Genomic DNA, 26,866 nt, shown 5'->3' with positions numbered 1-26,866 from the left:
CCATATCCCCGTCCCATCAGCGATCGGCTGACGGGACGGGGCTGGTGACATTGCCCTGCTGCGGAGCCAACGGTTCGACCGTGACCTTCGGTACCGGCGGCGGCTTCACAATGGGTGGCATTTCCACCTGGCCGTTCAGGTCACGGGCACGCCCTACCTTCATCCCGTTGCGGGACCGGAACTCCGCCGGCGGCGTGGTCAGCGACCGGGAAACGAGATTGGGCAACGCCGATTCGTCCCAGCCCGCAACCGCCGGCCCAAGACGCAACACAACCAGATCGCGTCCCTTCGACACATAGAGACGTGACCCGTCATCTCCTGACAGGAAGATCGTGTCGCCGTCCGCGAACGGCTTTTTAGCGCCATTGCCGTTGATGGGTTCGAACGGCCAGCCCAGCCGCACGCGCCAACCATCATGCCGGGCATGGCTGATGGGCCGCTCCATCTGATCCAGCCAGGGTGTCGGCACCAACTGCGTGCCTCCAACCACCCCGCCTTCCAACAGCAAAAGCCCCGGACGCAGCCAGTCACGCGCCGTCGCCTTCACGCAGCATTGCAGATAGGCAGCACCATCGCCGCCACCCGCCGACAACAGCCCGGGACGCGCCCCCATGGGACGCCACAATTTGTCGGACAGAAGATCCGCGGCCAGAACGCCCGCCGCCCGCGACAGGACCAGACCCAGCACCTGGGCCTCGAACCGGGTTGGGGCGAAACGGCTGCCTGGCTCGTTGCCCAGCGTCGCCGACAAGGTCCAGCGGATGGCATCGCCGCCGGGCGCACTGCCCGGCTGCGTCAGGCCGGAGGTCCCTTCCAGCAGTTGCCGGACGGTGATACGGCCCCGGTCATCCCCGGCCCATTCCGGGATCCATGTGGCGATGCCGGTATCCAGGCCCGGCAAGACCCCGTCGCGCAAGGCCTGCCCCGTCAGCAGCGCCATGATGGCCGGCATCAGGCCGGACGCTTCCAGCATGTCGCCCGCCTGTAAGTCGGGAGCGTAAAGTTCAAGCTGCAATGCACCGGCGTGCCAGACCAGCAGGGCGCGGCTCTGCGTCGCGGTGAAGAAGGCGTTGATCTCCTTCAACCCCTTGTCGGACAGCACCCCGGCGTCAGGGTCGGCCATAGGCAGGACGGTGCCAGGACCAGACACCAGTGGCCGTTCGACCACTGCCGGCCCTTCCATCTTTTCCGAGATCAGGATGCCTGCAGGATCACGCCGTTCGCCCCGGTCACCGCCCAGCCACCACGCCGCCCCAAGGGCGGTTCCCAGCAGCAGGGCGGAAGCGATCAGAACCGGACGGCGCATGGCAATATTCCCTGTTCAGGCGCCACGCCGCTTACTGGGCGTGGCGGTAGAGGGGATAGTCCCGGGCCTGCACCACCTCCCACGCGCCATCGGGCTGACGGCACAGAAAGCCGGTCGCATGCTGGTACATCTCCTCCAGAATGACGACGGAATGGAACTCACGGCAGGGACGGTTCTGTCCGTCATAGCCGTCGCGCAGCACCTTCACGGCGCCGCGCTTGCCGGTGATGGGGTTGGCCCAGCCGACGGGAGCATCAATGGGCTTCCCGCCAAGTTCCCGCAGAGCGCCCTGGAACCCGGCAATGTCGCTCTCCTCCATCACGATGGTACGCGGCTTGGGCGGCGGCGGGGGCGGCGCTTCCACAGCCGGGGCCGGGGCCGGCGGCGGCTTCGTTTGGCATCCGGCCACGACCAGCATCAGGCAGATCAAACCCAGGCTACGCTTCTTCATCATTTCCCCAAAACCGCATGGACCCGCAAGGCTGGCTTCTCTACTGCCAAACCGCCGGGGGCCAAGGCAAGGACGAACCCCTCACCCTTCCCATTTGGCCCCCAATCTTGGCGGCAGCGTGGCATGCATTGGAAGATGCAGTGACAAGTTCATACCCTCGCCGGCCAAATGACGGGGATGCCTTGCACCCCCGTCATTTGCTTTCCGCGCGCGGATCGCCCATAACCGGGCCAACCCTTTCCATCTTTTCGGCAAAGCATCGTCCCATGGGATTCAACTGCGGTATCGTCGGCCTGCCCAATGTCGGCAAGTCCACCCTGTTCAACGCACTGACCAGCACGGCGGCGGCCGAGGCCGCGAACTACCCGTTCTGCACGATCGAGCCGAATGTCGGCCGCGTCGGCGTGCCCGATCCGCGCCTGGACAAGCTGGCCGAGATTGCCAAGTCGCAGAAGATCATCGCCACGCAGCTTGAATTCGTGGATATCGCCGGCCTGGTGCGCGGCGCGTCAAAGGGCGAAGGTCTGGGTAACCAGTTCCTGGCCAATATCCGCGAGGTGGACGCCATCGTCCATGTGCTGCGCTGCTTCGAGGACGGCGACATCACCCATGTCGAAGGCTCCATCGACCCCGTCCGCGATGCCGAGACGGTGGAGACGGAGCTGATGCTGGCCGACATGGACAGCCTGGAAAAGCGCCTGCCGCCCCTGCAGAAGAAGGCCAAGGCCGGCGATAAGGATGCCAAGGCCCTGTCCGATCTGATGGAGCGCGTGCTGGCTGCATTGCGCGACGGCAAGCCGGCCCGCACCGTGGAGGTCTCCAACGAGGAGCGTGACGCGTTCAAGCAGATGGCCCTGCTGACCGGCAAGCCCGTGCTTTATGTCTGCAATGTCGAGGAAGGCTCCGCCGGCACCGGCAACGCCCTGTCCGCCAAGGTCGCCGAAATGGCCAACCGCCAGGGTGCCGCCAGTGTCGTCATCTCCGCCGCCATCGAGGCCGAGCTGTCGCAGCTGCCGGACGCGGACAAGCTGGAATACCTGTCTTCGCTGGGGCTGGAGGAGCCGGGCCTGAACCGCCTGATCCGCGCCGGCTACAGCCTGCTGGGCCTGCTGACCTTCTTCACGGTCGGCCCGAAGGAAGCCCGCGCCTGGACCGTCCGCAAGGGTGCCAAGGCCCCGGAAGCCGCCGGCGTCATCCATACCGATTTCGAGCGTGGCTTCATCAAGGCCGAGACCATCGACTTTACCAGCTACACCACGCTGGGCGGTGAGGTCGGGTGCAAGGAAGCCGGCAAGATGCGCATGGAAGGGAAGGAATACCTAGTCCAGGACGGCGACATCTTCCATTTCCGCTTCAACGTGTAAGCGCTCAGTTCATCCACCGCCCTGGATCAAGCCCCGCCCTCACCGGCGGGGCTTTTTCTTTGCCTGCTGGAAACGATTGAAACATCGCGCAGTAAAATCAACCGCACGAGTCGCGGCGCAAGACCGCCTTTATCTGCCCTGGATGGCGGACGCCTGCCCCCTGCATCCTCCACATATTGGGGGTTTCCAACGGGCTACCACACTGTCTATCCAGTAATGTCGTATTTCGTCATTCCGAATTAAGTAACTTGTTGACCCCTTGCAGGGGCGGGCGTATCCCTTGTTCATCGGGGCTGACAATTTCGATGGCACCGGCCTTTGGGCCCTGCTGCCATCACATCAAGAGGCATGCGCGCGATGAGTTCGCAGATTCTCACGTTCGATAAGTCGGGTTTGATCCTGCGGTCGACCGTTGCGTCGATCACGCTTCCCGGCATCGATACCAGCAATGTCAACGCAGTGGTTGCGGGCAGCCTGTCCTCTGACGGGGTTGCCGATGTCGTGGTCGGACGCGATGACGGCACCTTCTCCTGGTTCGACGGGCAGAAGGGCGGCGAGAAGCCGGTGGAGCATGCGCTGGAATTGCCGTTGCCGATACCGCGCATGTTCGGGATTGAGCGGGTGACCGATCTGCTGGGCATTGCCGATGCCAATGGCGATGGTCGCAATGACGTGATCTTCACCTCCTATCTGCTGCGCAGTGATACGATCAGCCCGAGCGAAGGTCACGAACCTGACGGGATTTTCTATATCAATCCGCACCCCTATGGCGATGACGCACTGCCCCCGCCGTCCGGCGCACCGACGGAAGAGCCGATCTTCACGATCCTCCCCTTCCCGCTGCCCGCGCGCCCTATCCCCATTGGCCAGGCTCCCCAAGGTACCGTCGATCTGACAAAGATCGATTTCTCCAACATCAAGGTCGACCTGCGTGGCGTCCTGATGACGACGGGGAATGAGGTCTATATCCCCAGCACCGACCAGGGCATTGCCGTGGGCGAGCCGTATCCCGGGGCCGGTCGTTATGCCGAGCCCGCCAAGCAGATCTATGGCGTCGATACCGAAACCGGCAATGTCTACGTCATCTGGGACAATCTGGACCGCAATAAAGAGTTTGTGGCCCTGGGCAATCTGGATGCGCGCGGCGGCGTCGATGTCCTGTTCAAGGACAAGAGCACGGGCGAGCTTTATGTGAAGAACGACCTGTCCGACGCGTTCTATGTCAGCGGCATCACCGCCGACGGCACCGTGTCGGTGGCTGGCCTTGGCAATTTCCACGGCGATGACAGCCTGGACGAGATCCTGTTCTTCAACGCGGAGACGCGGGAATTCAGCGTCTGGGTCCACCCGCCCTTCGACATCGCAACCACCTACATGGCCGGTGTCGATTACTTCAAGACGGTGTTCAAGCTGGATTTCGGCTGGGATTTCGTGGGTACGCAGGATATCGACGGCGACGGCATCGAAGACATCATCGTCGCTGCCGTCGGCGACTTCGCCCCTTATCGTCCGGGCTCCCTGGCACCGGTCGCCTATTACAGCTCTGCCACCGAAGAACTGGTGGAACTGGGCAGCTTCGATCCCTTCACGCTGAAGGCTGTCGGCAATTTCTTCGACGGTCCCAGCATTCTGTGAGGCTCAGGCCGGATAGCCTGAACCAGCGTTTTTCTATGGGCGGCCCGCAAAGGCCGCCCATTTTTCGTTTGCAGATATAAGATGCATTTAGTTTATATATTTCATGATCGATAGTTAAGTAACTCATTGACTATCGACTTTCGATAGCCACATTAAAGCCCAAAGGGGCTTTCGGGCAGACGGCAAACCATCCCTTAGCGGAATGCCGACTGTCCCAATCAGACGAGGGCACACACCATGAGCTTGCAAACTTTAACCTTCGATGCGGCTGGCCTGACGGTACGTTGGGCTAGCACCTCGTTCCCGCTGCCCGGCATCACCACAACCGGCATTGGCGCGATTCTGGCGGGCAACCTGTCAAATGATGGCGTTGACGATATCGTCGTTCAGCGCGCCGACAACAGTTACGTCTGGTACGACCTGCTGCCTGGCGGTGAGGCCCCGGTGGAAAAGGAATTGAGCCTGGTTGTCGCTGTCCCCGCGATGCTTGGCATAACCGCTGTTGTTGAACTGTTCGGCATTGCCGACGCCAATGGCGATGGCAGGAACGAGGTTTTGTACACCTCATATCTGTCCCACACGGGCGTGGAACTGCCGCCCGTGCGGTTGGCTGCCGTCGCGGCGGACACGACCGTAGCCAGCCCGATACCGTCACAGCCATCCGACATCTGGATCGGCAATCTGGATTTCGACATGTCGAATATCCGTGTAGATTTGCGCGGCATCCCGCTGAACACCAATGGTGAAATTTATATTGATCACGGTGGCCCGGTCGCAGAACGACCAGCCCCAGAAGCGGGATCGATCGATCAGCCCAAAATGATCAATGCCATCGATCTGGAAACAGGTGAGCTTTACGTTGTCTGGGCCAACTACGATGCCGATCAGGTCTTTATCGGCATGGGTGATCTGGATGGGCGTGGCGGTATCGACGTTCTGTTCAAGGACAGGACGTCGGGCGAGCTTTTTGTGAAGAATGACAGTTCCGAAAAGCATTCTATTGGGGCGTTCGAGAGTGACACGTCTCAAATTATGGCTGTTGGCAATTTCGGGGCGGGGGCCGGCGATGAATTGCTGTTCTTCAACGCTGTTTCTCGGGAGTTTGTCGCCTGGGTCCACGCGCCGTTCGGCGAAACACCGGCCGACATGATCTATCTCGACTATTACCAGCATATCTTCAAAATCGATCAGGGCTGGGAGTATGTCGACGTGTATGACATTGACGGCGACGGCTTCCAGGACATCGTGATTGCCAATGTCGGCGATTTCGCCCCTAGCCTGCCTGGTGCCGCGGTACCTATGGCTTACTTCAGCTCTGCCCAGCAGACGCTGGTGACATTAGGCAATTTCGCGCCCGAAACGCTGGTTGGCGCCGGGCATTTTTTCGATGGCCCGGTCACCGTTTAAGTCGGGCCGGCATCCCGCATAGAAAGGGCGGCCCTTGCGGGCCGCCCATTTTCTCATCTTTTGGGGCAATCCGGGTGGGTGGTTGTGTCATCAGGGCCGCAATCACCGGAATAATGCATAGGCGACCGCCCTTTACGTAACGTCACCCCCTTCCGTGGTCTGCCGTCATTAGCTACCGTCGGTGCGTGCTGAATCGGGCAACGAAATGAAAGCCCGACCATGGGAGGAACCTTTTGATGAGCCACAAGCTTCTGGGCGGCACCGCCCTTGCCGCCGTCCTGTCCCTGTCCGCCATCGCCATGGACGCCCCGGCCGCCAAGGCCCAGGGGATCGACATCTCCTCGCTGGTCGTGTTCGGCGACAGCCTGAGCGATACCGACAATCTGAAGAACCTGAACCCGGCCAGCCGGCCCGGCGCGCCCTATGTGAATGGTCGCTTCTCCAACGGCCCTGTCTGGGTCGATAATATCGCTACCCTGACTGGTCTTACGGTCAGCAGCCGTGCCTATGGCGGTGCGCGCGCCACCCGGACCACCCCCATCGACCTGACGGCGCAGGTTGACGCCTATCTGGCTGGTGGCACCTCCATCCCGGCCAGCCGCGCCGTCGCCATCTGGATTGGCGGCAATGATTATGTCGCCGTCCTGACCCAGCCGCAGGCGAACCCGACAGCCGCAGCCCAGGCCGCCATTGCCGCGACGACCGGTGCCATCACCACCCAGGCAGGCCGCCTGTATGGGGCCGGTGCGCGCCAGTTCGTGCTGTTCAACCTGCCGCCGCTGGGCTCCATCCCGCTGACCAGCGGCCTGTCGGCCGCCGACAAGGCCAGCGCCAACACCGTGTCCGACCTGCATGCGCAGGCCATCAAGGCGTCCGCCAACGCCCTGCGTGCGCAGGGTGCCACGGTGACCATCGTTGACGCGCAAGCCCTATTCCAGGGTCTGGTCGCATCGCCCTCCACCTATGGCTTCACCAACGTCACCACCCCCTGCTATGCCCCCGTCGGGCCGGGCGGGTCGCTGGTGGCGACAGGCGTTTGCGCCACCGCTGCCGGTGCTGCCGGGTCGGTGTTCTTCGACGCCCTGCACCCGACCGCCGCCGCGCACCAGATGGTCGCGGAATATGCCTACGGCACCCTGTCCTCGACCTTCGAAGCCCCGGCAGCGCTGGCCATCAGCACCGATACGTCGCAGCGTCTGCTGGACCTGGCCAATGAGGGCGTGTCCGCTCGCATGGCGGGTGCCCGCACCGGCCAGGGTTCGGTCAATGTCATCGGCGCACAGGCCGGTCAGGATGACCGTTTCGGTCTGTTCGTCTTCGGCTCCTATGTCGATGGCGACCGTGAGGAAGTGCGCGGGCAGTTCGGGTACGATTATGACGGCTTCAATGCCGGCATCGGTGTCGACTATCAGGTCGACCGCCATGTCATCGCCGGTCTGGCCTTCTCCTACGGCAACCTGAATTCCAAGACCGACGACGCCTATTCGAAGCTGGATACCACCGCCTATAACCTGACCGCCTATGTCACGGCGGCGGCGGACGATCTGTGGCTGGACACCACCATGTCCTACAGCTTCGACGACTATAAGTCGGAGCGTGCGACCCGCTTCACCCCGTTCGCCAAGGCCAGCGGCGATTACAAGGGCAATACCTACGCGCTGGGCACCACCGTCGGCTTCACGCCGGTGGCCGGTTCCTTCGCCATGGGCCCGGTCGTCGGCCTGCGCTATGCCAAGAGCAAGGTGGAAGGTTTCGCGGAAAAGGGCGCCGGCCCGCTGGCCCTGACCTGGGATGATTATGACGCCGAAAGCCTGCTGGGCTCCGTCGGCGGTCAGATCAGCGGCGTAGGCACCAGCTTCGTGCCGCAGGTCCGCGTGGCCTATGAGTATGAGTTCAAGGGCGACAGCCGCGCCATCACCGGTCGCTTCGCCAATGGCGAGTTGGCCGTGACCGATCCGGGTGCCGGCAAGCGCGGTCGGTTGGCCGTGGGTGCCAATCTGGTGCATGAGACGGCGGAAAATGTGGCCGTGGCTCTGGGCTACAATGGTCACTTCGCCGGCGGCGACCGTACCGATCATGCCCTGACGGCCCACCTGAAGATCGGCTTCTGATCAAGGGTCGTTGAGTAAAGACAAAGGCCGCGGCGGGAAACCGTCGCGGCCTTTTTGTTTGCGGCGGGTTCAAGGGGGGCATGAACCGGTCTGCCGCATCACTCCAAATGTCCACAAAGAAGAAGGGCCGCAACGCTCCCACGTTGCGGCCCTTCTTCTTTAATCACCCAACCTCAATGCACCGCGAAAGTCCGCTTTGACGCCCGGCGTACCTCTGCCTCATAGAGCTTGGGGAACATCTTGTAGAGCAGGGCCGCCACCGCCGGCAGCAGCACCACCGCCCCGATCATGTTGGCCAGGAAGATGAAGGTCAGCAGCACGCCCATGTCGGCCTGGAACTTCAGGTCAGAGAAAATCCAGGTCGCCGTCGCCACGGCCAGGGTCAGGCCGGTGAACAGTACCGAGCTGCCGGTTTCCTGAAGCGTGCGGTAATAGGCCTCCGCGAAGTTCAAGCCATGCTTCAGATAGGACTGAAGCCGGTTGAAGATATAGAGGCCGTAATCCACACCGATACCGACACCCAGGGCCGCCGCCGGCAGGGTGGAGATCTTCAGACCGATACCCAGCCAGGTCATCATGGCGTTGCAGAGGATCGACACCACAATCAGCGGCAGGACGGTGGCCAGCGACCCGACGATGGAGCGGAAGGTGATGACGCAGAACAGCACGACGGTGGCATAGACCAGCAGCAGCATCGGCTTTTCCGCCGTCATCACCGCCTGATTGGTGGCCGCCATCACGCCGACATTGCCCGTCGCCAGGTTGAAGCTGACCGTATCGGAAGGGTTGTCCTTCTTATACTGCTCCACCGCATCCACGATGCGCTGAATCGTCTCCGCCTTGTGATCCTTGGTGAAGATCATAACCGGCATGACGGAGCAGTTGGAGTTCAACAGACCGGTCGAGGTTTCGATGGGCGTAACCGTGCGGACCAGCACCTGGGAATTGCGCGGCAGTACACGCCAGTTCAGGTTGCCCTCGTTCCAGCCGGCATTGACCGTCCGCATGGCGGTGGCCATGGACATGGTCGACTGCACGCCATCGACGTTGGAAATGGCCCAGGTGAAATCATCGACCTGCTTGATGATATTGTAATCGATACAGCCGTCGGCCTTAGTCTCCACAATGACCTGGATGATATCCACGCCAATGGCGAACCGATCCACGATCAGCTGGGCATCCTGGTTGTACCGGCTGTCGGGCCACAGCTCCGGCACACCCGCCTCCGTGTCGCCCACCGTCATCTTGCGCTGTTCCCACAGCGAGATGCCGAACACGCCCAGCCCGATCAGCACCATGACAATGGCGCCCTTGGGCCGGGCAAAGACGGCAAACCAGCCCCAGACGCGGTCGAACCGATCCACCTGACCCGACACGCGGGCCCGATACTTGTCGCCCAGCGGCAGGAAGGACAGCACCACCGGCAGCACCCAGAGATGGGTGATGATGATGATCAGCATGCCGACAGAGGCAGACACGGCCAGTTCCTGGATCATCTGGATCTGGATGATAGCGATGGTGACGAATGCCAGCGCATCGGTCACCAGGGCAGAGGCGCCCGGCACCAGCAGACGTTCGAAGCTGATCCGCGAGGCGGTGAAGGCATCGGCCCCCTTGCCCATTTCCTGGGTGATGGTGCCGACATTCTGCACGCCGTGGGAAATGGCGATGGCAAAGACCAGGAACGGCACCAGGATCGACAAGGGATCGATGCCATAGCCCAGCAGCACCAGCAGACCGAACTGCCAGATGACCGTACAGAGCGAGATGCCCAGCATCGCAAAGGTCATCATCCAGCTTTTGCCGTAGCCATAGACCAGCACGGCGGTGATGACGAAGGCGATGGCGAAGAACAGCACCACGCTCTTGGCCCCGTCGGCGATATCGCCCATGGCTTTGGCGAAGCCGATGACATGGACCTGGATCTTGTCATCCTCGAACTTGGCGCGGATGGCCTCCAACTGCTTGGCCACCGCCATATAGTCCAGCTTCTCGCCGGTGCGCGGGTCCTTCTCCACCAACTGCACCGACACCAGGGCCGCCGTGAAATCCTCGGCGACCAGACGACCCACCTGACCGGATTTCAGGACGTTTTCGCGGACGATGGGCAACCACTCGTCATTGGGCTGGAATTCGGCTGGGATAACATTACCGCCCGCGAACCCATCCTCCACGATCTCGATGAAGCGGACATTGGGCGTGAAGATACTGGTGACGCTGGCACGGTCCACGCCGGGGACGAAGAACACCTCGTCCGTCACCTGCTTCAACCGGGTCATGAATTCCGGCGTGTAGATGTCCCCTTCCTTCACCGACAGGGCCACCAGCACACGGTTGGCGCCCCCGAACTCCTTCATATGCTTGGTAAAGGTCTGCATATAGGGATGGTCGAGGGGCAGGGTCTTCTGGAACCCGGCATCGACGCGCAGCTTGGCACCTTGCCAGCCCATGAAGGCCGTCAGCAGACCGAACACAACCAGGATCAGCACCCGGTTGCGGAAGGTCCAATGTTCAAGACGGGACAGGAAGGAGGTGGACTGGGACATGTCGGTTCGCCTTGGCGTTCAAGGGATCGGGGCGGGGCGAAGGCGGCGCGTCAGCGCGGCACCAGGATCGGCCCGTGTTCGCCCAGCAGGATGACGCTGCCATCGCGTGCCTGGATGGCATCGGCCAGCGCCACGCGGTCGGCGCGCTTGGTGGTGGTGAAGGTCCGGCCGCCATCACCGCTGGTCAGCACGGCACCCTGCGCACCCACCAGCACAACGGACCCGTCGGCCAGAACGGCACCGCCCATCAGGCCGGCCGTCGTATTGCTTTCAATGGCAGTCCAGCTTTTCCCGCCATCATCGCTGCGCAGGATATTGCCTTGCAACCCATAGGCCAGGAAACTTTGCGGCCCCAGGACCAGCGCGTCGAAGAACGACCCGTCATAGGGGCTTTCCAGCTTGGCCCAGGTGGCCCCTGCGTCGGCGCTGAACAGCAGAGTGCCGGCCTCACCCGCAATCAGGCGGGTTTCCGGGGTCGGGGCCAGCACGGCGTTGAAATGGAAATCATCCTCGCTGATCTGCCGGCTGTTCCAGGTGGCGCCACCATCGGCGGTTTCAAGGTACAGGCCATAGGCACCAACCGCGATCCCATGCTGGCCATCGGCGCTGAACAGCACATCCATCAGCGGCTGTTCCAGTTCCGGATCGACATGCTGAACCTTCCAGCTTTCGCCCCCATCCACGGTATGCAGGATGATGGCGTCGTGCCCCACGGCCCAGCCCCGCTTGTCATCGGCAAAGGATACGCCGGTAAGGGCGGCATTGGCGGGCACCGGCATCTGCCGCCAGGCCTTGCCATTATCGTCGGACAGCAGGATATGTCCCCGCTCCCCCACGGCGACCAACCGGTCCCCGGCGCGTGCCGCACCCAGGATCAGGGACTGGCTGGCCAGGGGCGCGATGATGGCGGGGCGCAGCGTGGGTGCTGCCGGCTCCTGCGCAGTCACGGGAACGACGCCCAATGCCAGCAGGCACAAGCTCGCAGCGACGGGGCGGAGGGCGAAGGGAGAACGCAACATCGGCATCACCGGGCGTGGTTGGTTAACGCGGCCCAAGAGACGGAAAAGGGCCGGCCGGTAAGCCACCGGCCGGCCCGTTGCCGTATCAAGGATCAGCGAACGCCGGCGCGGCGCAGGCTGTCGGGCGAGAAGTCGGCGTCGGTGAACTTGGCGTCGAACTTGTACGGCGCCTCCTGATTGTCCAGGCCGATGGCGGTGTAGCGACCGGACTGCAGGTCATAGAGAGCATCCAGCGTCGACCAGAAGGTCGGCATGGAATAGTAGTTCACCGGATGGCTTTCGGCCACGCGCCACATCTCGCCACGGGCGTCCAGATGGTCGGCAACCAGGATCTGCCAGCTATCCTCATCGATGTAGAACCGGCGCTTGGCATAGATGTGGCTGGTGCCCTGCTTCAGGGTCGCTTCCACGACCCAGACGCGGTGCAGTTCATAGCGGGCCAGATCCTGGTTGATATGGCCCGGCTTGATAATGTCGTCGTACTTCGTGTCCTTGGAATGCAGCTTGTAGGAATTGTACGGCACGTACATTTCCTTCTTGCCGATCATCTTCCAATCGTAGCGGTCGGGCGCACCGGAATAGATGTCGAAATTGTCGGTGGTGCGCAGACCGTCGGACGCGGTACCGGGATTATCATAGGCAACGTTGGGGGCACGGCGCACGCGGCGCTGACCGGGATTGTAGGTCCAGGCCGAACGCGGCTCCTTCACCTGGTTGATCGTCTCATGCACCAGCAGGATTTCGCCGGCCAGACGGGCCGGGCTGGTGACTTCCTGCAGGAAGTAGAGCGAGGTGTTGGCCGGCGCGCCACCCGGTGCCTGATACAGATACTTCACCTGCTCATGCAGCATGATCAGGGTGTAGGAGCCATCGGTCTGCGGATTGACCTGACCGACATTGCGTTCCGTCGCCTCGCCGCGATAACGCAGCAGGTGGTTCCAGACGGCTTCCACGCCCTCCTTCGGGATGGGGAAGGGCACGCCCTCCTTGGCCCCTTCCACGCCATTGCCACCGTCGGCCAGCTTGGCGCGCGAGGCATTGGCCATGGTTTCCTTATAGATGCGGTCCGGGTACGACGCGCTGCGGCGGGTCGGGTAGACATTCATCTTATAGGAAGGATAACGCTTCAGAAGGGCCTTCAGGCCTTCCGGCAGCTTATCCTCATACTGCGCCATGTTGGCGGCGGTGATGGTGAACTTGACCTTGTCCTCGGGGAACGGATCAACCTCAATCGTGCCGGCCTGCCAGTTGGCGGGCGGCTTGGTGATGCCGCCCGTCCATTCGGGGATGGAGCCGTCGGCATTGCCGGCCTTGATGGCACCCATCGGGGTCAGGGTCTTGCCCAGGTCGGCAGCGGTCTGCGCCAGGGCGGGAAGGCTGAAGACCAGGGCGATGGCGCCGCCCAGCAGTGCGGATTTCATACGGAACATGCGTTTCCTCCTCGATCGCTATCTTCTTATCTGGTCGTTTCGCGGCGTCAGAACGAGTACTTGACGCTGGCCGACACGAAGTCGCGGTCGTTGATCAGGTTGAACTTTCCGGCCCCGAAGAAGTTGGAATAGGCAAGATCGACCGTGATGGTCTCACGCACCAGGGCGCGCAGACCCAGGCTGACGGCCTTGCGGCCTTCGATGAAGTTGCCCAGCGGCGTCGGCGTGGTGCCGTTGACATCCTGCTGCCAGGAAATCGAGGGGTACAGGTTGACGCCCGGCAGCGCGTTCAGATAGTCGAAGCGGATCGCCGCGCGGTAGCCCCAGGAGAAGGCATCCGCGAAGCCGTCAGTGGCCAGATCGGCCATACCGCCACGGCCCACAAAGGCCGGGTTGCCGCCGACGACCGTGCCCGGACCTTCCAGGCGCAGCACGCTCTTGTCCGGCATGTCGGAAATCCAGGTGCCGCCCACTTCGGCCACGACCACCCACTGGTCGGCACCGAAGGCGCGTTCAAACGCCTTGGTCGCGGTCATCTGGGCCTGGGTGACGTCGAACTCTTCCCAGCCCTGGATGCGCTTGCCGAAGTAACGGCTGGCTAGATCGGCGGTGACGGCAGCCGCCGTCGTGCCCTGGATCACACCGATCTTCTTGACGATCTGGTTGGTGTTGAACAGACCCGCGGCGGCGACGGCTGCCTGATTAGCACCCGTGGTGGCACCGGCGGCGGCACCGGCATTCTCAAACGCAGCGCGCGTACCGCCCGGCGAGCCGGGGGCGGCGGCGATTCCGGCGCTGATGGCGCCCGCCACTGTCGGGTTGATCGCCTGGATCTGTTCAAACGTGCGACCGGCAAACGGGGCCAGGGCCGGATTGCCGGCAATGGCGGCGGCGACGGCGCTGTTGAAGGTGGCGCTGCCCTGCGCACGACCGGCGGCGGCACCGGCGGCCTGCCCCTGGGCGATCGAACCCAGGATGGACGGTGCGGCCAGCGTTGCCTGCAACAGCTCCACGTCATCCAGTTGCAAGGGCTGATCCTTGCGGAAGCTGACTTCGCCCTGGAGCGAGATGCCGAAGGGAATGGTGGTATTGAAGCTGGCACCGAACAGCTGAATATCCTCAGGATATTCGGCGCGGTAGGACGAGTTGCGGGTGAAGTTTGCGCTGTCCGCCTGGAACTGCGACAGGCTGCCGACAATGGAGCTCAACACCGGCACGCGCGAATGCAGGTTCGTGTAGTAGAAGCCGAACTCGGTGTTGTTCAACTCTTCCGCGAAGATACGCAGCGCCAGACCATACTGACCGCTGTCGCTGGGCGTGTCATCCTTGCTGCGCGGCACGACCGTGCCGAACGGGGTCAGCGACTGCACACCGCGGAAATTGTTCAGCAGCGGGTTCGGATAACGGTCCACCGGGAAGACATTGCCACCGGCCACCGCGCCCTGGTTGGGATTATCGGTGAACAGATAATTGCCGAAACCGATGAACAGGCGTTCGCCACCCGGCGATGCGGCATCATTGGTGGAGAAGAAGGACCCGGCCGCTTCCGGCTCCGTATTGTCCCACTTGAACTGGTAGAAGGCTTCCAGCGAGATATTCTCGTTGAAGGAGAAGTTGATGTCGGCGATCGGAACCGGCAGGAAGCCTTCCTTCAGTTCCGAACCCGGCACGCGTAGAGCGGAGACATCCAGCGGATTGATGGAGTTGATGCCGTTCTGGATGAACGTGCTTTCACCCCAGCTCAACACCTGCTTGCCCAGACGGACAGACAGGTTGGAGGCTTCACCCACTGCGAAGTCGCCGTAAACGAAGGCGTCCAGCAGGTCGAAGTCACGACCGATACGCTCGGTCGTGTCGGAATTGAAGGCGAAGCGGTTGGTGCGCGCACCGTTGGTGGACGACTTCTTGGCGTTCACAACGTCATAGAAGTAAGTGCCACGGACAAAGGCGCCCAGGTTGCCATAGCTCAGCTTCAGTTCGTGCGTGGCACGACCGGCGAGCGACACCAGACCCTTGTCGTAGTTCAGATTGCCGTTATCGCCATTGATCGAATGGGCGCGACCGCCATTGGCGACGCCGATCAGGTCCGGATCGCGGCCCTGGACGCGGAACAGCGCGCCCATGGTCAGGGTCGTATCGAAGCTGCCGCTCAACTCACCCCGGTTGAACGTGACGGCCTGGGCGCTGCCCACCGCCAGCATCGGGGCCAGGATGGCCGCCGCACTTACCCCGGCCAGTACCCGGCGATCCGTGCGCAACCGCGGCGTCGATTTGCGTGCCATGCGTTTCCTCCTCGCATCCCATTCTTATCATTCCCCGGCTGTGGGCCGGCGGCCGACCCCATTCAGGAGCCGGGGGAATTTCGCGTAACCTTGTCGTAAAGGCCGCCATGTGGGGACGTCAAGGCTTCTATGCGCGTTATGTCTCCGTCGGGATCGTTTGATGCGCGGACTGGCAAAAAAGACACATTTTTTGTCCAGTTTCCAATGGCTTGATCGGATTTACGGCATTTCGGTCAAACGCCCGTTTATTGGGCAACGCTCCCGCCATACGGGTAATTTTGCACTTGCGAATGACGAAAATGCCTCTCAACCCCTTGTGACGTTTACGTCAACCTGCAACTTCAAGCACACTATCCGGTTGCAGGAATCGGGTTTCAAGATCGCCCGGCGGCAGCGGCCGGGAGAAGAAATAGCCCTGCAACTCATCGCAATGATGCAGTCGCAGGAATTCCAGTTGCTCCTCCGTCTCGATGCCCTCGGCCACCACCTTCAGGCCCAGTTGCCGGCCCATGGCGATGATGGTGGCGGCGATGGCGCCTGTATCGGCATTGGTCGGCGCCTCGTTCACGAAGGACCGGTCCACCTTCAAGGTGGTGATGGGCAGACGGCGCAGATAAGAGAGCGAGGAATAGCCAGTGCCGAAATCATCGATAGCGATTCGGATGCCCCGGCCCCGGATTTCGTTCAGCGTATCGGCGATATAGGCCAGGTTCGACATCATCGCCGTTTCGGTGATTTCGATCTCCAGCAGCTCCGGCGGCACGCCATATTCCTGGCACAGCGCGAAGACGCGTTCGCCGAACATTGGTGTTGCGATCTGGCGGACCGACACGTTCACGGCCACCGGGATGGGGGCGAAACCACGCCGGCGCCAATCCTGAATCTGGGCCAGAGCGGCGCGCATGACCCATTCGCCCAACGGCACGATCAGGCCGGTTTCTTCCGCCACAGGAATGAACTTGCCCGGCGGGATCATGCCCATTTCCGGGTGCTGCCAGCGGATCAGCGCCTCGACACCCACCGCCTTCAGGTCGGCCATGGCGATCTTGGGCTGGTAATGTAGGAAGAACTGCCCCTGTTCCAGCGCCTCGCGCAGAGAATGTTCCAGCGACAGGCGGGCCACAGCCGCCTCGTTCATCTCCGGCGTGAAGAAGCGGTAGCCGTTGCCGCCCGACGCCTTGGCATTGTGCATGGCCGTGTCGGCATCGCGCATCAGGGCATGGAAATCCGCTCCATCGCCGGGGAACAGGGCGATGCCGATGGAGGTGGTGACGAACAATTGCTGTCCGTCGATGCCAAAGGGACGTGACAGGCTGACCAGGATGGTCTCCGCCACGCGCGCCGCCATCTGCGGATCGGGCAGATCCTCCGCCACGATCAGGAATTCGTCGGCACCCAGGCGGCCCACCGTGTCGGCGGCGCGCACGCAGGAACCCAGGCGCTGCGCCAATGCGCGCAACAGCTTGTCACCCGCCTGATGGCCCAAGCTGTCATTGACCAGCTTGAACCGGTCCACATCCAACAGCAGCACGGCGACGGTGGTGCCCTTGCGCCCGGCATGAGCCAGCGCGTGCTGCAGCCGATCCTGCACCAGGGTGCGGTTGGGCAGGCCGGTCAGGGGGTCGTGCGTGCTGACATACATCAGCTGTTCTTCGAACCGCTTGCGGTCCGACACGTCGGTCATGGTGCCGGTGAAACGCAGGGGGCGACCGCTGTCATCGCGGATGGCCTGACCGCGCGCCTCGATCCAGACCCAGGAGCCGTCGCGGTGGCGCAGGCGGTACAGCGACAGATAATCGCCCACCTCCCCGTTCAGATAACGCTCAATCTGGTTCTGGGCCATGTCCTTGTCATCGGGATGCAGCAGGCCGTCGAACAGCTTGTTGGCATACATCGCATCGACAGCGTCGTACCCCAGCATCTCGATGAATTCCGGCGACCACCAATAGGTGCTCTTTGTATAGGAATTGTCGAACACGCCCGACCGCGTGGCGCGCACGGCCAGTTTCAGCCGCTCCTCACTCTCGCGCAGGGCCTGTTCGGCGCGCTTGCGCTGGGTGATGTCCTGCACCACGCAGATAGCGGTACGGCGGTCGCCCAGACGCATCTGGCTGACGCCGAAGGCCATGGCGAATACCTCGCCCTGGCGGCGGCGGCCCTGGATTTCGGCGCGGTTGTCGGGGCGCTGCTCCTCCTCGGACCGGCGCAGGCAGGCCATCAGGGCCACGGCCACGCGGGTCCAGTCGCGCTCCTCGATCAAGGTGACGAAGGGCTGCCCGACCGCCTCCCCGTCGGCATAGCCGAACAGCGCCTCGGCGGCGCTGTTCATGGTCTCGATGCGCAGATCCTCGTCAAGGGTGATGATGCCGTCGGCGACATTATCCATGATGCCGGACAGGCGCGTTTCACGCTCCCGCAGCGCATGTTCGGCGCGCACACGCTCGACCAGTGAATGGTCGAACTGCACCAGCACCTCATTGATGGTCCGGGCCAGCAGACCCAGCTCGTCATCCTCATGCCGCTTGGGCACGGACAGCAGCTTGTCGGCCGGGCGCTGCGGATTGATCTCCGCAATGGCCGACGACATGCGCAGGAAGGGCTTGGTCAGGGTGGAATAGAACATCACCACCAGAATCAGGGCCAGGGCCACCGTCCAGATGATGCCCGTGCCCAGCACAACGCCGGAGCGACGGAAGAATTCCTGGGCGATCAGGAACCGGTCGATGGAGACCCGCAGCTCGCCCACATTCTGATTATGGCGCTCGATGACCAGGGGGATGGAGAAGGTCTTCTCCACCGGCAACAGCATCTCCGCCAGCCATTTCAGCTGCCCCTCCGCCTGCGGACGTTCACGGGCGGCCAGCTGATTGCCGAAATCCTCCAGAATCACGGCGCGGTAGATGGGCTTATACTCAAACAGGCCGGTAACGACGCGGTCGGCCAGGGCCTGATCGAAGGAATAGGCGCTTTCGGCGGCGGCCTCCCGCATGATCGACAGGACCTGCTTCACAAGCTGGTCAGACTGCCGCTCCATGTCCAGAAGGTCGATGGTGATCTGGGCCGTGGACAGCACTAGACCCAGCATCAAGGTGACCAAGGCCGTGTTGCGCGCCTGCTTGAAGGACAAGCGTTTACGCAGCGGCACGCGCGCCACCGCACCCGTCTCCGCCGCCCCGCTCTCCGGCAGGATGTCCGTCTCGGCCTGTTCAGGCGGTAACGTCGCTTTCATCCACACCTTAGCACCAAAATCCGCCGCCGGGCCCCCATCGCCCATGCCTTGGATGCCCCAACGGCGCGCAAAGCCGGCGCAGGGCCGGGAACTTCACGCATCTACAGAGGATAGTCTGCCTTCATGCGCTTGGATATGACAATCCCTTTAACTTGAAAGTCTTCACGCGCCGTCGCGGGACCGGTGGGCGGCCTTGCCCGCTGCTTTATTCAGTTGAGCGGAAATTCAGAATATCTGCGCGGTCCGTGCCGTGGGATCGCTCGATTTTCGGTCGAATCGACGGCAGTGCGGATGCTATGAAGGCGCCGCTTACGTTCGGGGGAGATGGCGATGCGTATCCTGTTCTTAGGCGCCGGCGGGGTCGGCGGCTATTTCGGCGGACGGCTGATGGAGGCCGGCGCCAACGTCACCTTCCTGGTCCGCCCGCGGCGTCAGGCGCAGTTGATGGAGAACTGGCTGCGGGTGGAAAGCCCCCATGGCAATATCCGCGTCCCGGCCCAGACCGTCACCAAGGCGCGAAAGCCCTATGATCTGGTGATCCTGGCCTGCAAGGCCTGGGACCTGGACGCCGCCATCGACAGCGTCATGCCCGCCATGGGCCCCGACAGTATTCTGATGCCGCTGCTGAACGGCGTGCGGCATATGGAGGTGCTAGACGCGGCCTTCGGGCTTGAACGTGTGATGGGCGGGCTGTGCCATATTCCCATCACGCTGGACGAACAGGGGACCGTCCGGCATCTGTCCACCATCCACAAGCTGGTGTTCGGTGTCCGGCATGCGGCGCAGCAGGCGACCGTCTCGGCCCTGGCCGACGCCTTCCGCCCGACCTGCGTCGACTGGCATATGTCCGACAACATCATGCTGGACCTATGGGAGAAATATTTCTTCCTGGCCACGCTGGCCGGCTCCACCTGTCTGATGCGCGGCCCCGTCGGCGCCATCAACCGGCAGCCGGGGGGAACGGATTTCATGAAGGCACTGCTGGCCGAATGCGCCGCCGTCGCGACGGCGGAGGGTTTCGCTCCTCGCGCCGCCCTGCTGGACGAATATGGCGCGCAGATCATGGACGCGGGCAGCAAGGTGAATGCCTCCATGGCCCGCGACGTGGCAAAGGGCGGGCGGACGGAGGCGGAACATATCCTGGGCCACATGGCCGCCTGCGCGCGCGCCCGTGGCGTGGCGACCCCGCTGCTGGACTTGGCATTGCTGCATTTGCGCGTGCATGAGGAGCAGTTGGCCGCCATCGCCTGAAATCAGGCCCACAAGCGGCCTTTGCGGGCTTGCTGCCCCCCGCCCCCTTCCGTTACGGTGGCGCACCTTCGCCGGTGCAAGCCCCGCCAGACAGAAAGGGGCAGCCGGCCAATTCGGACTGGGGGCACATGGACGCGTCAGCGCTGGGGACGTTTCTCCAATACCTCATCAATGGCCTTGCGTTGGGGGCCATTTATGGGTTGATCGCCATCGGATACACGATGGTGTACGGCATCATCCGCATGATCAATTTCGCCCATGGCGAGATTTACATGATCGGCGCCTTCGTGGCGGTCACCACCTTTTCCATCCTGGCCGCCGCCGGGGTGACGTCGGTGCCGCTGGCTCTGCTGCTGGTGCTGGTCATGGCCATCGCCTTCACCGCCGCCTATGGCTGGACGGTGGAACGCGTGGCCTACCGGCCCCTGCGCGGCGCGCCAAAACTGGCACCGCTGATCAGCGCCATCGGCATGTCGATCCTGTTGCAGAACTACGTCATGCAGACGCAGGGCGCGCGGCCCAAGCCGCTGGCCCCTGTGATGAATGGCGGCGTGACGCTGTGGCAGGGCGACGGGTTCGCCGTCAATGTCTCCTATATTCAGCTGTTCATCATCCTGCTGACACTGGCCCTGATGCTGGGCTTCACGCAGTTGATCAACCGCACCGCCCTGGGCCGCGCTCAGCGCGCCTGCGAACAGGACCGCACCATGGCGGGCTTGCTGGGCATCAATGTCGACCGCACCATCAGCCTTACCTTCGTCATGGGCGCCGCCCTGGCCGCGGTGGCCGGCGTGCTGGTCACCATGTATTACGGGGTGATCGATTTCTATATCGGCTTCCTGGCAGGCATGAAGGCCTTCACCGCCGCTGTTCTGGGCGGCATCGGCTCCTTGCCGGGTGCCATGCTGGGCGGGCTGCTGATCGGCCTGATTGAGGCGTTCTTCACCGGCTATGTCTCGGGTGCCTACAAGGATGTCGCCTCCTTCTCCGTGCTGATCCTGGTGCTGGTCTTCCGGCCCACGGGCCTCCTGGGCCGCCCCGATATCGAGAAGGTGTGACCATGGCCACCCCGATTCAAAACCATCTGAAGGCCAGCATCATCGCCGGCCTGGTCGCCATGGTCCTGGCCGTGCCCTTCATCGGCCTGCACACCGTCTCCACCGATCAGGGGCTGATCGTGGAACAGCGCTGGCCCTGGGTCTTCTGGTCCGGCCTGATCGTGCTGGGCGGAAGCTTCATCTCGGCGCTGCTGCGGGACGCGCTGGCCGCCCACCGGGCAGCCAAGCCGAAACAGGCTGCCGGCACCAAGCCGAAGCGTGACGACGCCCTGACGGCCAAACTGTCAAAGGGCTTCGCCATTGGCATCACGCTGTTCGCCATCACCCTACCCTTCATGCCCTTTTCCGACCGCTACATCATGGATGTCGGCACGACCGTGCTGATCTATGTGTTGCTGGGCATGGGCTTGAATGTGACCGTGGGTCTGGCGGGTCTGCTGGATCTGGGCTTCGTCGCCTTCTACGCCATCGGCGCCTACAGCTTTGCCATCCTGTCCACGACGCTGGGCTGGGGCTTCTGGATCTGCCTGCCGCTGTCGGGTTTGATCGCGGCGCTGTTCGGCGTGCTGCTATCCCTGCCCATCCTGCGTCTGCGCGGGGATTATCTGGCCATCGTGACCCTGGGCTTTGGCGAGATTACGCGCATCGTGATCTTGAACTGGCAGAGCTTTACGGGCGGGCCCGCCGGTATCTCCGGCATTCCGCGCCCCAGCCTGTTCGGCATGTCCTTCGACAAGCGCCCACCTGAAGGCCTGACCTCTTTTCATCAGTTGACGGGCATCGATTTTTCCGGCGAACACCGGCTGATCTTCCTCTATTTCATTGCGCTGACGCTGGTGCTGGGTGCCGCCTGGGTGATCAAGCGGCTGCGCGCCCTGCCCGTGGGCCGCGCCTGGGAAGCCCTGCGTGAGGACGAAATCGCCTGCCGTTCGCTGGGTATCAACCCGACTGCGTCCAAGGTCTCGGCCTATGCGGTGGGCGGCATGCTGGGCGGGTTCGCCGGCTGCTTCTTCGCGGCGCGTCAGGGGTTCGTGTCGCCGGAAAGCTTCACCTTCATGGAAAGCGCCCTGATCCTGGCCATCGTGGTCCTGGGCGGGCTGGGCAGCCAGATCGGCGTGGTCATTGCGGCCCTGTTCATCGTGCTGCTGCCCGAAGTGGGCCGTGAGTTTGCCGATTTCCGCATGATCGTGTTCGGCATTGCCATGATCGCCATCATGGTCTGGCGTCCAGGCGGGTTGCTGTCACAGCGCGTGCCCACCATCCGCCTGTCCAGCCAGAAGGGAGACGCGGCATGAACGCGCCTTTGCTGTCCGTCACGGGCCTGACCATGCGGTTCGGCGGTCTGGTGGCCGTCGACGGCGTCAACCTGACGGCTGAAACCAACCAGATCACGGCCCTGATCGGCCCCAACGGGGCCGGCAAGACCACCATCTTCAACTGCCTGACCGGCTTTTATAAGCCGACATCGGGTGAACTGACCCTGAACCGGCCGGACCATGCGCCCGTGTCGCTTCAGTCCCTGCCCGGTTATCAGGTATCGCGCCATGGCGTGGTCCGCACCTTCCAGAATATCCGCCTGTTCCCGCGCATGACCGTGCTGGAAAACCTGCTGGTGGCCCAGCATGTAGGGCTGATGAAGAAGGCGGCCTTCGGCGTGGCGGGCCTTCTCGGCCTGAAGGGCTGGCGTGCCGCAGAGAAGGAAGCCATCGACCGCGCCCGCTTCTGGATCGAACGGCTGGACCTGACATCGGTGGCGGATGAAGAGGCGGGCAACCTCTCCTACGGCGTACAGCGCCGGGTGGAAATTGCCCGCGCCATGAACACCAATCCGCTGCTGCTCTGCCTGGACGAACCCGCCGCCGGCCTGAACCCGAAGGAAACCGGCGTGCTGGGCGAGTTGCTGCAAGGCATCCGGGAGGAATTCAAGATCGGCATCCTGCTGATCGAGCATGACATGGGGCTGGTCATGGGCATTTCCGACCGCATCCATGTCGTCGAATATGGCCGCAAGATCGCCGAGGGCACGCCAGAGCAGATCCGCAGCGATGAGCGCGTGATCAAGGCCTATCTGGGCGAGCCGGATGAAGAAGAACTGCCCGCCATCGTCGCCGACGACATGGCCGGACAGGAAGGAGGCCGGGCATGAGCCTGCTGCAACTGACGGGGGTCCGCACCAATTACGGCCCCATCGAGGCGCTGCGCGGCGTCGATGTTCATGTCAATCAGGGGGAGATCGTCACCCTGATCGGGGCCAATGGGGCCGGCAAATCCACCCTGCTGATGACCATCTGTGGTCAGCCGAAACCCGCATCTGGCAGCATCATGTTCGATGGGCAGATCATCAACGACCTGCCCCCGCATGAAACGGCCAAGCTGGGCATCGCCCAGGTGCCGGAGGGACGGCGCATTTTCCCGCGCATGACAGTGTTCGAGAACCTGCAACTGGGGGCCACCCTGGGCAACCCGGCGCATTTTGACGAAGACGCCGCCTATTGCCTGGACCTGTTCCCCATCCTGGCCAAGCGCCGGGATCAACGGGCGGGCACGCTGTCGGGTGGTGAGCAGCAGATGCTGGCCATCTCCCGCGCCTTGATGAGCCGGCCGCGCCTGCTGCTGCTGGATGAGCCGTCGCTGGGTCTGGCCCCTTTGATCATCCGCCGCATCTTCGACGTCATCGCCGACCTGAACAAGACGCGCGGCATGACCATCCTGCTGGTTGAGCAGAATGCCTATCACGCCCTGAAACTGGCCCACCGCGCCTATGTGCTGGCCCAGGGTCAGGTGGTGATGGAAGGGGCGGGCCAGGAACTTCTGGCCAATCCAGAAGTGCGCGCTGCCTATCTGGAGGGCGGGTCGCACTGAGTTCCCCAATTGGTGTGTTGGAGAAAAGCGCATGGACCCGTTCCATGCGCTTTTCTTATGCCCAAAAGAAAAACCCGACCCTCTTTGCGGAGGGCCGGGAAAGGTCGGGAGATGCCTCAATAAGGGAGAGAGGAACCAAGGGGGCCTCGCAATCTTGAGGCCCCCGGTACGCGTACTGACTTAGTAGGAGAAGCGGACGCCACCGAAGAAGCGGCGGCCGTTCTTGTAGGCGGCGAACGGGACATCCCGGTTACCGACATACTGGTACTGCGTCTCGTCCAGCAGGTTCTGGGCCTGCGCCGTCAGGGCCACCTGTTCGGTGACATTGACGGTCAGCGACGCGTCAAGCTGATTATAGCTGTCGTTGATCACCGAGGTGGCGCGGTTGACTTCGCGGAAATACTTGGAGCGGTAGGAGTAGGTGACCCGCGCGCTGAACATCTCGTCTTCATAGTAAGGAGTCAGCGAGAAGGAATGCTTGGAGCTGAACGGCAGGGCCACGGAGGCATCCGCCGTCTCGCTGTCGGCATAGGTGTAAGAGGCTTCGATGCCGAAATTCTCGTACACGTCACCGCGATACGCCAGTTCAATGCCCTTGATCTCGGCCGAGCCGCCATTGCGCGGACGGCTGACTTCAAAGGCCTGCGGAACGGTGGTGCCGCCGGGGTTGGTCAGCGGGTTGGTATCGGTGTTGATCAGCATCTCCGTGCTGGTCGCACGATAGATGTAGGAGCCGATATCCTTGTAGAACAGCGTGGCCGACAGCAGCGACACCTTGTCGAGATAATATTCGATCGAGGCGTCGAAATTGTTGGCGCGGTACGGGTCCAGGTTCGGGTTACCGCCGCTGGCCGTGTGCAGCGTGTTGTTGGTTTCCAGGAAGGTGGACAGGTCAGCATAGTTGGCGCGCGCCATGACGCGCGAACCGGACAGACGCAGCACCGTCTTGGGGTCCAGGTCGAAGGTCAGATTGATGTTCGGGAGGAAGTCATCATAGGACTTCTTCAGCGAGATGGCTTCAATCTGCGAGGCCGGAACGATGGGCGGGCCGAACTGGCCACCCAGACGGTCACGGCGGCCTTCCGACGTCTGGTCGGTATGGACATAGCGAACGCCAACATTGCCGCGGAAGCCTTCGGTCTCAAAGCCCAGCTGCGTGTAACCGGCCCAGATGTCTTCGGACACGGAGAACTGCGCCGGCAGATAATCGAAATAAGCGGCATCGACATAGCCCGAGGCCGGGCGGCCCAGGAACCAGGTCTTCAGCTTATCGGCGCTGATCGTGTTCCAGTTCTTCATCGTGTCATTGACATTGATGCCGCCCAGATAGCCGGACGGGGTGGAACCACCGACAAAACCGTCAACCGGGGTAGCAGCACCATTCACGCGGCGCAGCTTGGCATCCTGGGTGGTCTCATGGGTGCGGTACTTCACGCCGAACTTCACGGAGTTCAGCAGGCCCCATTCGACATCGCGGGTGAAGTCGGCCTGGGCATAGGTCTCCTCGTCCGAGGTCGGCTGCTGGCGCAGCTGGGCAAAGCCCAGCGTGGTGCCGGCATTGCTGGTGGACGGGATCTGCGGGGTGACGGAAGCCAGACCGTTCGTACCGGAAATGTCGAAGCTGTAGCCGACCAGCTGCTCGAACTCGCCGAAATATTGCTGTTTGGTGCCGCCGGTCGACTTGGTATAGCCGCCCTGGAAGCTGGCCTTCAGTGCGTCGCCCGTATAATCGAGCTTCAGGTCGGTGGCGTAGGTCTCGATGGTGCTTTCGCGCGCAATGGCGTCCAGCAGCATCAAACCGGCGGTCGGCGTACCGGCATTGGTGTAGGAACCGCCGACAACCACGCCATTCTTCACGACGGCGTTGTTGGGCGCGCCACGGAAGTTATTGAAGTAGTAGCGGCTCTGGTTGAGGTTGTCGTAGGTGCCCTTGACATACAGGCCGGTGGCGTTGATCTCCAGATTGTCGCTGGGCTTGGCCTGGATGGCCAGCGTGCCGCCGGTGCGCTCCCGCTTCTGTGTGAACAGGGCAGAGTTGATCACGTTGGGCATGATCGCCTTGGTGCCGTTGGGCAGGGTCACCGTCGGGTAACCCAGGCTTTCAAAGCCGTCGCGGCGGACATCCTGCACCTGATGCGTGACCGAGGCCAGGATACCGAAGGTGGAGGCGTCGTTGGCCCAGGAGATCAGGCCCGACGCGTTGGGCGAACCCTTGTCCGAGCGGTCATTGTACGCGTATTCCACCGACGCGTTCAGCGTCAGCGGCTTCAGGTCCAGCGGACGGCGGGTGTGCAGGATCACGGTGCCGCCGATGGAGCCTTCGTCGATGCGGGCCTCCGGCGACTTGTACACTTCCAACTGACCGACCACTTCGGGTGCCAGCATGGAATAGTTGAAGGTACGGCCCGGCGCATCCAGGATGAACCAGTCGGTGGAGGCAACGGTCTGCCCGTTCAGCAGGGTGCGGTTCAGGGCCGGGTCAGTGCCGCGAATGGCGACACGCTCGCCTTCACCGAAATCACGGTCAACCTGCACGCCCGGCAGGTGGGACAGCGATTCAGCGACATTCTTGTCGGGGAACTTGCCGATATCTTCGGCGGAGATGGCGTCGACGATGGCGTCGGCATTGCGCTTCGTATTGATCGACTGCACCAGGCTGGCGCGGATGCCGGTAACGACGATCTCGTCCAGCGTGCCTTCGGCCGCCGGAGCGCTCTGCGCCGGCGCCGTCGCGGCGATGACCATCATGGCGATCGCGCTGGCGGTACCCCGCATGAGCATTTTCTTGAACTGCATGACCTTTGCCTCCTCGTAAGCCCTGTTCCCCGTGCCTTGGCGCTGTCGCTGGCACGATTTCCGTTGCGGGGTCCCCGAACGCGTCGGGTTGCTCCCGGCTGGTGGGCTTCAGGAAAGCG

Annotated in this window: 17 protein-coding genes; 9 read left to right on the top strand and 8 right to left on the bottom strand. The window is 62.8% G+C overall.

Going from position 1 to position 26,866, the window contains the following annotated elements; all coding sequences use genetic code 11:
* Positions 1-16: 16 nt before the first annotated feature.
* A complete protein-coding gene (locus ABC729_RS00515; protein WP_495605724.1) occupies positions 17-1,306 on the bottom strand; it encodes a serine hydrolase domain-containing protein in 1,290 nt (429 codons plus the stop codon).
* A 31-nt stretch (positions 1,307-1,337) separates the two neighbouring features.
* Positions 1,338-1,760, bottom strand: a complete 423-nt coding sequence (locus ABC729_RS00510; RefSeq protein ID WP_495605723.1) for an RT0821/Lpp0805 family surface protein — start codon at positions 1,758-1,760, stop codon at positions 1,338-1,340.
* Positions 1,761-2,023: 263 nt separating this feature from the next.
* Here ABC729_RS00510 and ychF point away from each other — a divergent pair, with 263 nt between their 5' ends.
* The 4 genes from ychF (at position 2,024) to ABC729_RS00490 (ending at position 8,274) form a co-directional block, all read left to right on the top strand.
* Positions 2,024-3,121, top strand: coding sequence for a redox-regulated ATPase YchF (gene ychF / locus ABC729_RS00505; protein ID WP_495605722.1), 1,098 nt, complete (start codon positions 2,024-2,026; stop codon positions 3,119-3,121).
* A 357-nt stretch (positions 3,122-3,478) separates the two neighbouring features.
* Entirely contained in the window at positions 3,479-4,756 is a 1,278-nt protein-coding gene (locus tag ABC729_RS00500) for a hypothetical protein (RefSeq protein WP_495605721.1), read from the top strand.
* A gap of 237 nt (positions 4,757-4,993) precedes the next feature.
* A complete protein-coding gene (locus tag ABC729_RS00495; RefSeq protein ID WP_495605720.1) occupies positions 4,994-6,163 on the top strand; it encodes a hypothetical protein in 1,170 nt (389 codons plus the stop codon).
* Between the two features lie 236 nt (positions 6,164-6,399).
* Positions 6,400-8,274, top strand: coding sequence for an autotransporter domain-containing protein (locus ABC729_RS00490; protein WP_495605719.1), 1,875 nt, complete (start codon positions 6,400-6,402; stop codon positions 8,272-8,274).
* Between the two features lie 173 nt (positions 8,275-8,447).
* Here ABC729_RS00490 and ABC729_RS00485 read toward each other — a convergent pair whose 3' ends face one another.
* From ABC729_RS00485 to ABC729_RS00465, 5 genes are all read right to left on the bottom strand, one after another.
* A complete protein-coding gene (locus tag ABC729_RS00485) occupies positions 8,448-10,820 on the bottom strand; it encodes an efflux RND transporter permease subunit (protein WP_495605718.1) in 2,373 nt (790 codons plus the stop codon).
* Between the two features lie 50 nt (positions 10,821-10,870).
* Entirely contained in the window at positions 10,871-11,839 is a 969-nt protein-coding gene (locus ABC729_RS00480; RefSeq protein WP_495605717.1) for a WD40/YVTN/BNR-like repeat-containing protein, read from the bottom strand.
* Positions 11,840-11,931: 92 nt separating this feature from the next.
* Positions 11,932-13,269, bottom strand: a complete 1,338-nt coding sequence (locus tag ABC729_RS00475; protein WP_495605716.1) for a DUF1329 domain-containing protein — start codon at positions 13,267-13,269, stop codon at positions 11,932-11,934.
* Between the two features lie 47 nt (positions 13,270-13,316).
* On the bottom strand, positions 13,317-15,551 hold the full coding sequence (locus ABC729_RS00470; RefSeq protein ID WP_495605715.1) for a DUF1302 domain-containing protein: 2,235 nt from the start codon (positions 15,549-15,551) through the stop codon (positions 13,317-13,319).
* A gap of 328 nt (positions 15,552-15,879) precedes the next feature.
* Entirely contained in the window at positions 15,880-18,780 is a 2,901-nt protein-coding gene (locus ABC729_RS00465) for an EAL domain-containing protein (protein WP_495605714.1), read from the bottom strand.
* A 330-nt stretch (positions 18,781-19,110) separates the two neighbouring features.
* Here ABC729_RS00465 and ABC729_RS00460 point away from each other — a divergent pair, with 330 nt between their 5' ends.
* The 5 genes from ABC729_RS00460 (at position 19,111) to ABC729_RS00440 (ending at position 23,951) form a co-directional block, all read left to right on the top strand.
* Positions 19,111-20,031, top strand: coding sequence for a ketopantoate reductase family protein (locus tag ABC729_RS00460; RefSeq protein ID WP_495605713.1), 921 nt, complete (start codon positions 19,111-19,113; stop codon positions 20,029-20,031).
* 128 nt (positions 20,032-20,159) lie between these two features.
* Positions 20,160-21,089 carry an ABC transporter permease subunit gene (locus ABC729_RS00455; protein ID WP_495605712.1) on the top strand — a complete coding sequence of 310 codons (930 nt, stop codon included), beginning with the start codon at positions 20,160-20,162 and terminating at the stop codon, positions 21,087-21,089.
* A 2-nt stretch (positions 21,090-21,091) separates the two neighbouring features.
* Complete coding sequence (gene livM / locus ABC729_RS00450) at positions 21,092-22,384, top strand: high-affinity branched-chain amino acid ABC transporter permease LivM (protein ID WP_495605711.1); 1,293 nt, start codon at positions 21,092-21,094, stop codon at positions 22,382-22,384.
* A complete protein-coding gene (gene livG, locus ABC729_RS00445; RefSeq protein WP_495605710.1) occupies positions 22,381-23,235 on the top strand; it encodes a high-affinity branched-chain amino acid ABC transporter ATP-binding protein LivG in 855 nt (284 codons plus the stop codon). The genes livM and livG overlap by 4 nt, the downstream gene beginning before the upstream one ends.
* Before the next feature lie 2 nt (positions 23,236-23,237).
* A complete protein-coding gene (locus ABC729_RS00440; protein WP_495608620.1) occupies positions 23,238-23,951 on the top strand; it encodes an ABC transporter ATP-binding protein in 714 nt (237 codons plus the stop codon).
* A 180-nt stretch (positions 23,952-24,131) separates the two neighbouring features.
* Here ABC729_RS00440 and ABC729_RS00435 read toward each other — a convergent pair whose 3' ends face one another.
* The gene (locus ABC729_RS00435; RefSeq protein ID WP_495605709.1) at positions 24,132-26,747 is read right to left on the bottom strand and encodes a TonB-dependent receptor; all 2,616 of its coding nucleotides are present in this window, start codon (positions 26,745-26,747) and stop codon (positions 24,132-24,134) included.
* Positions 26,748-26,866: the final 119 nt, after the last annotated feature.

It is taken from the genome of Niveispirillum sp. CC-CTL257 (assembly GCF_059489915.1).
This window is presented reverse-complemented; position numbering and strand designations above follow the sequence as displayed.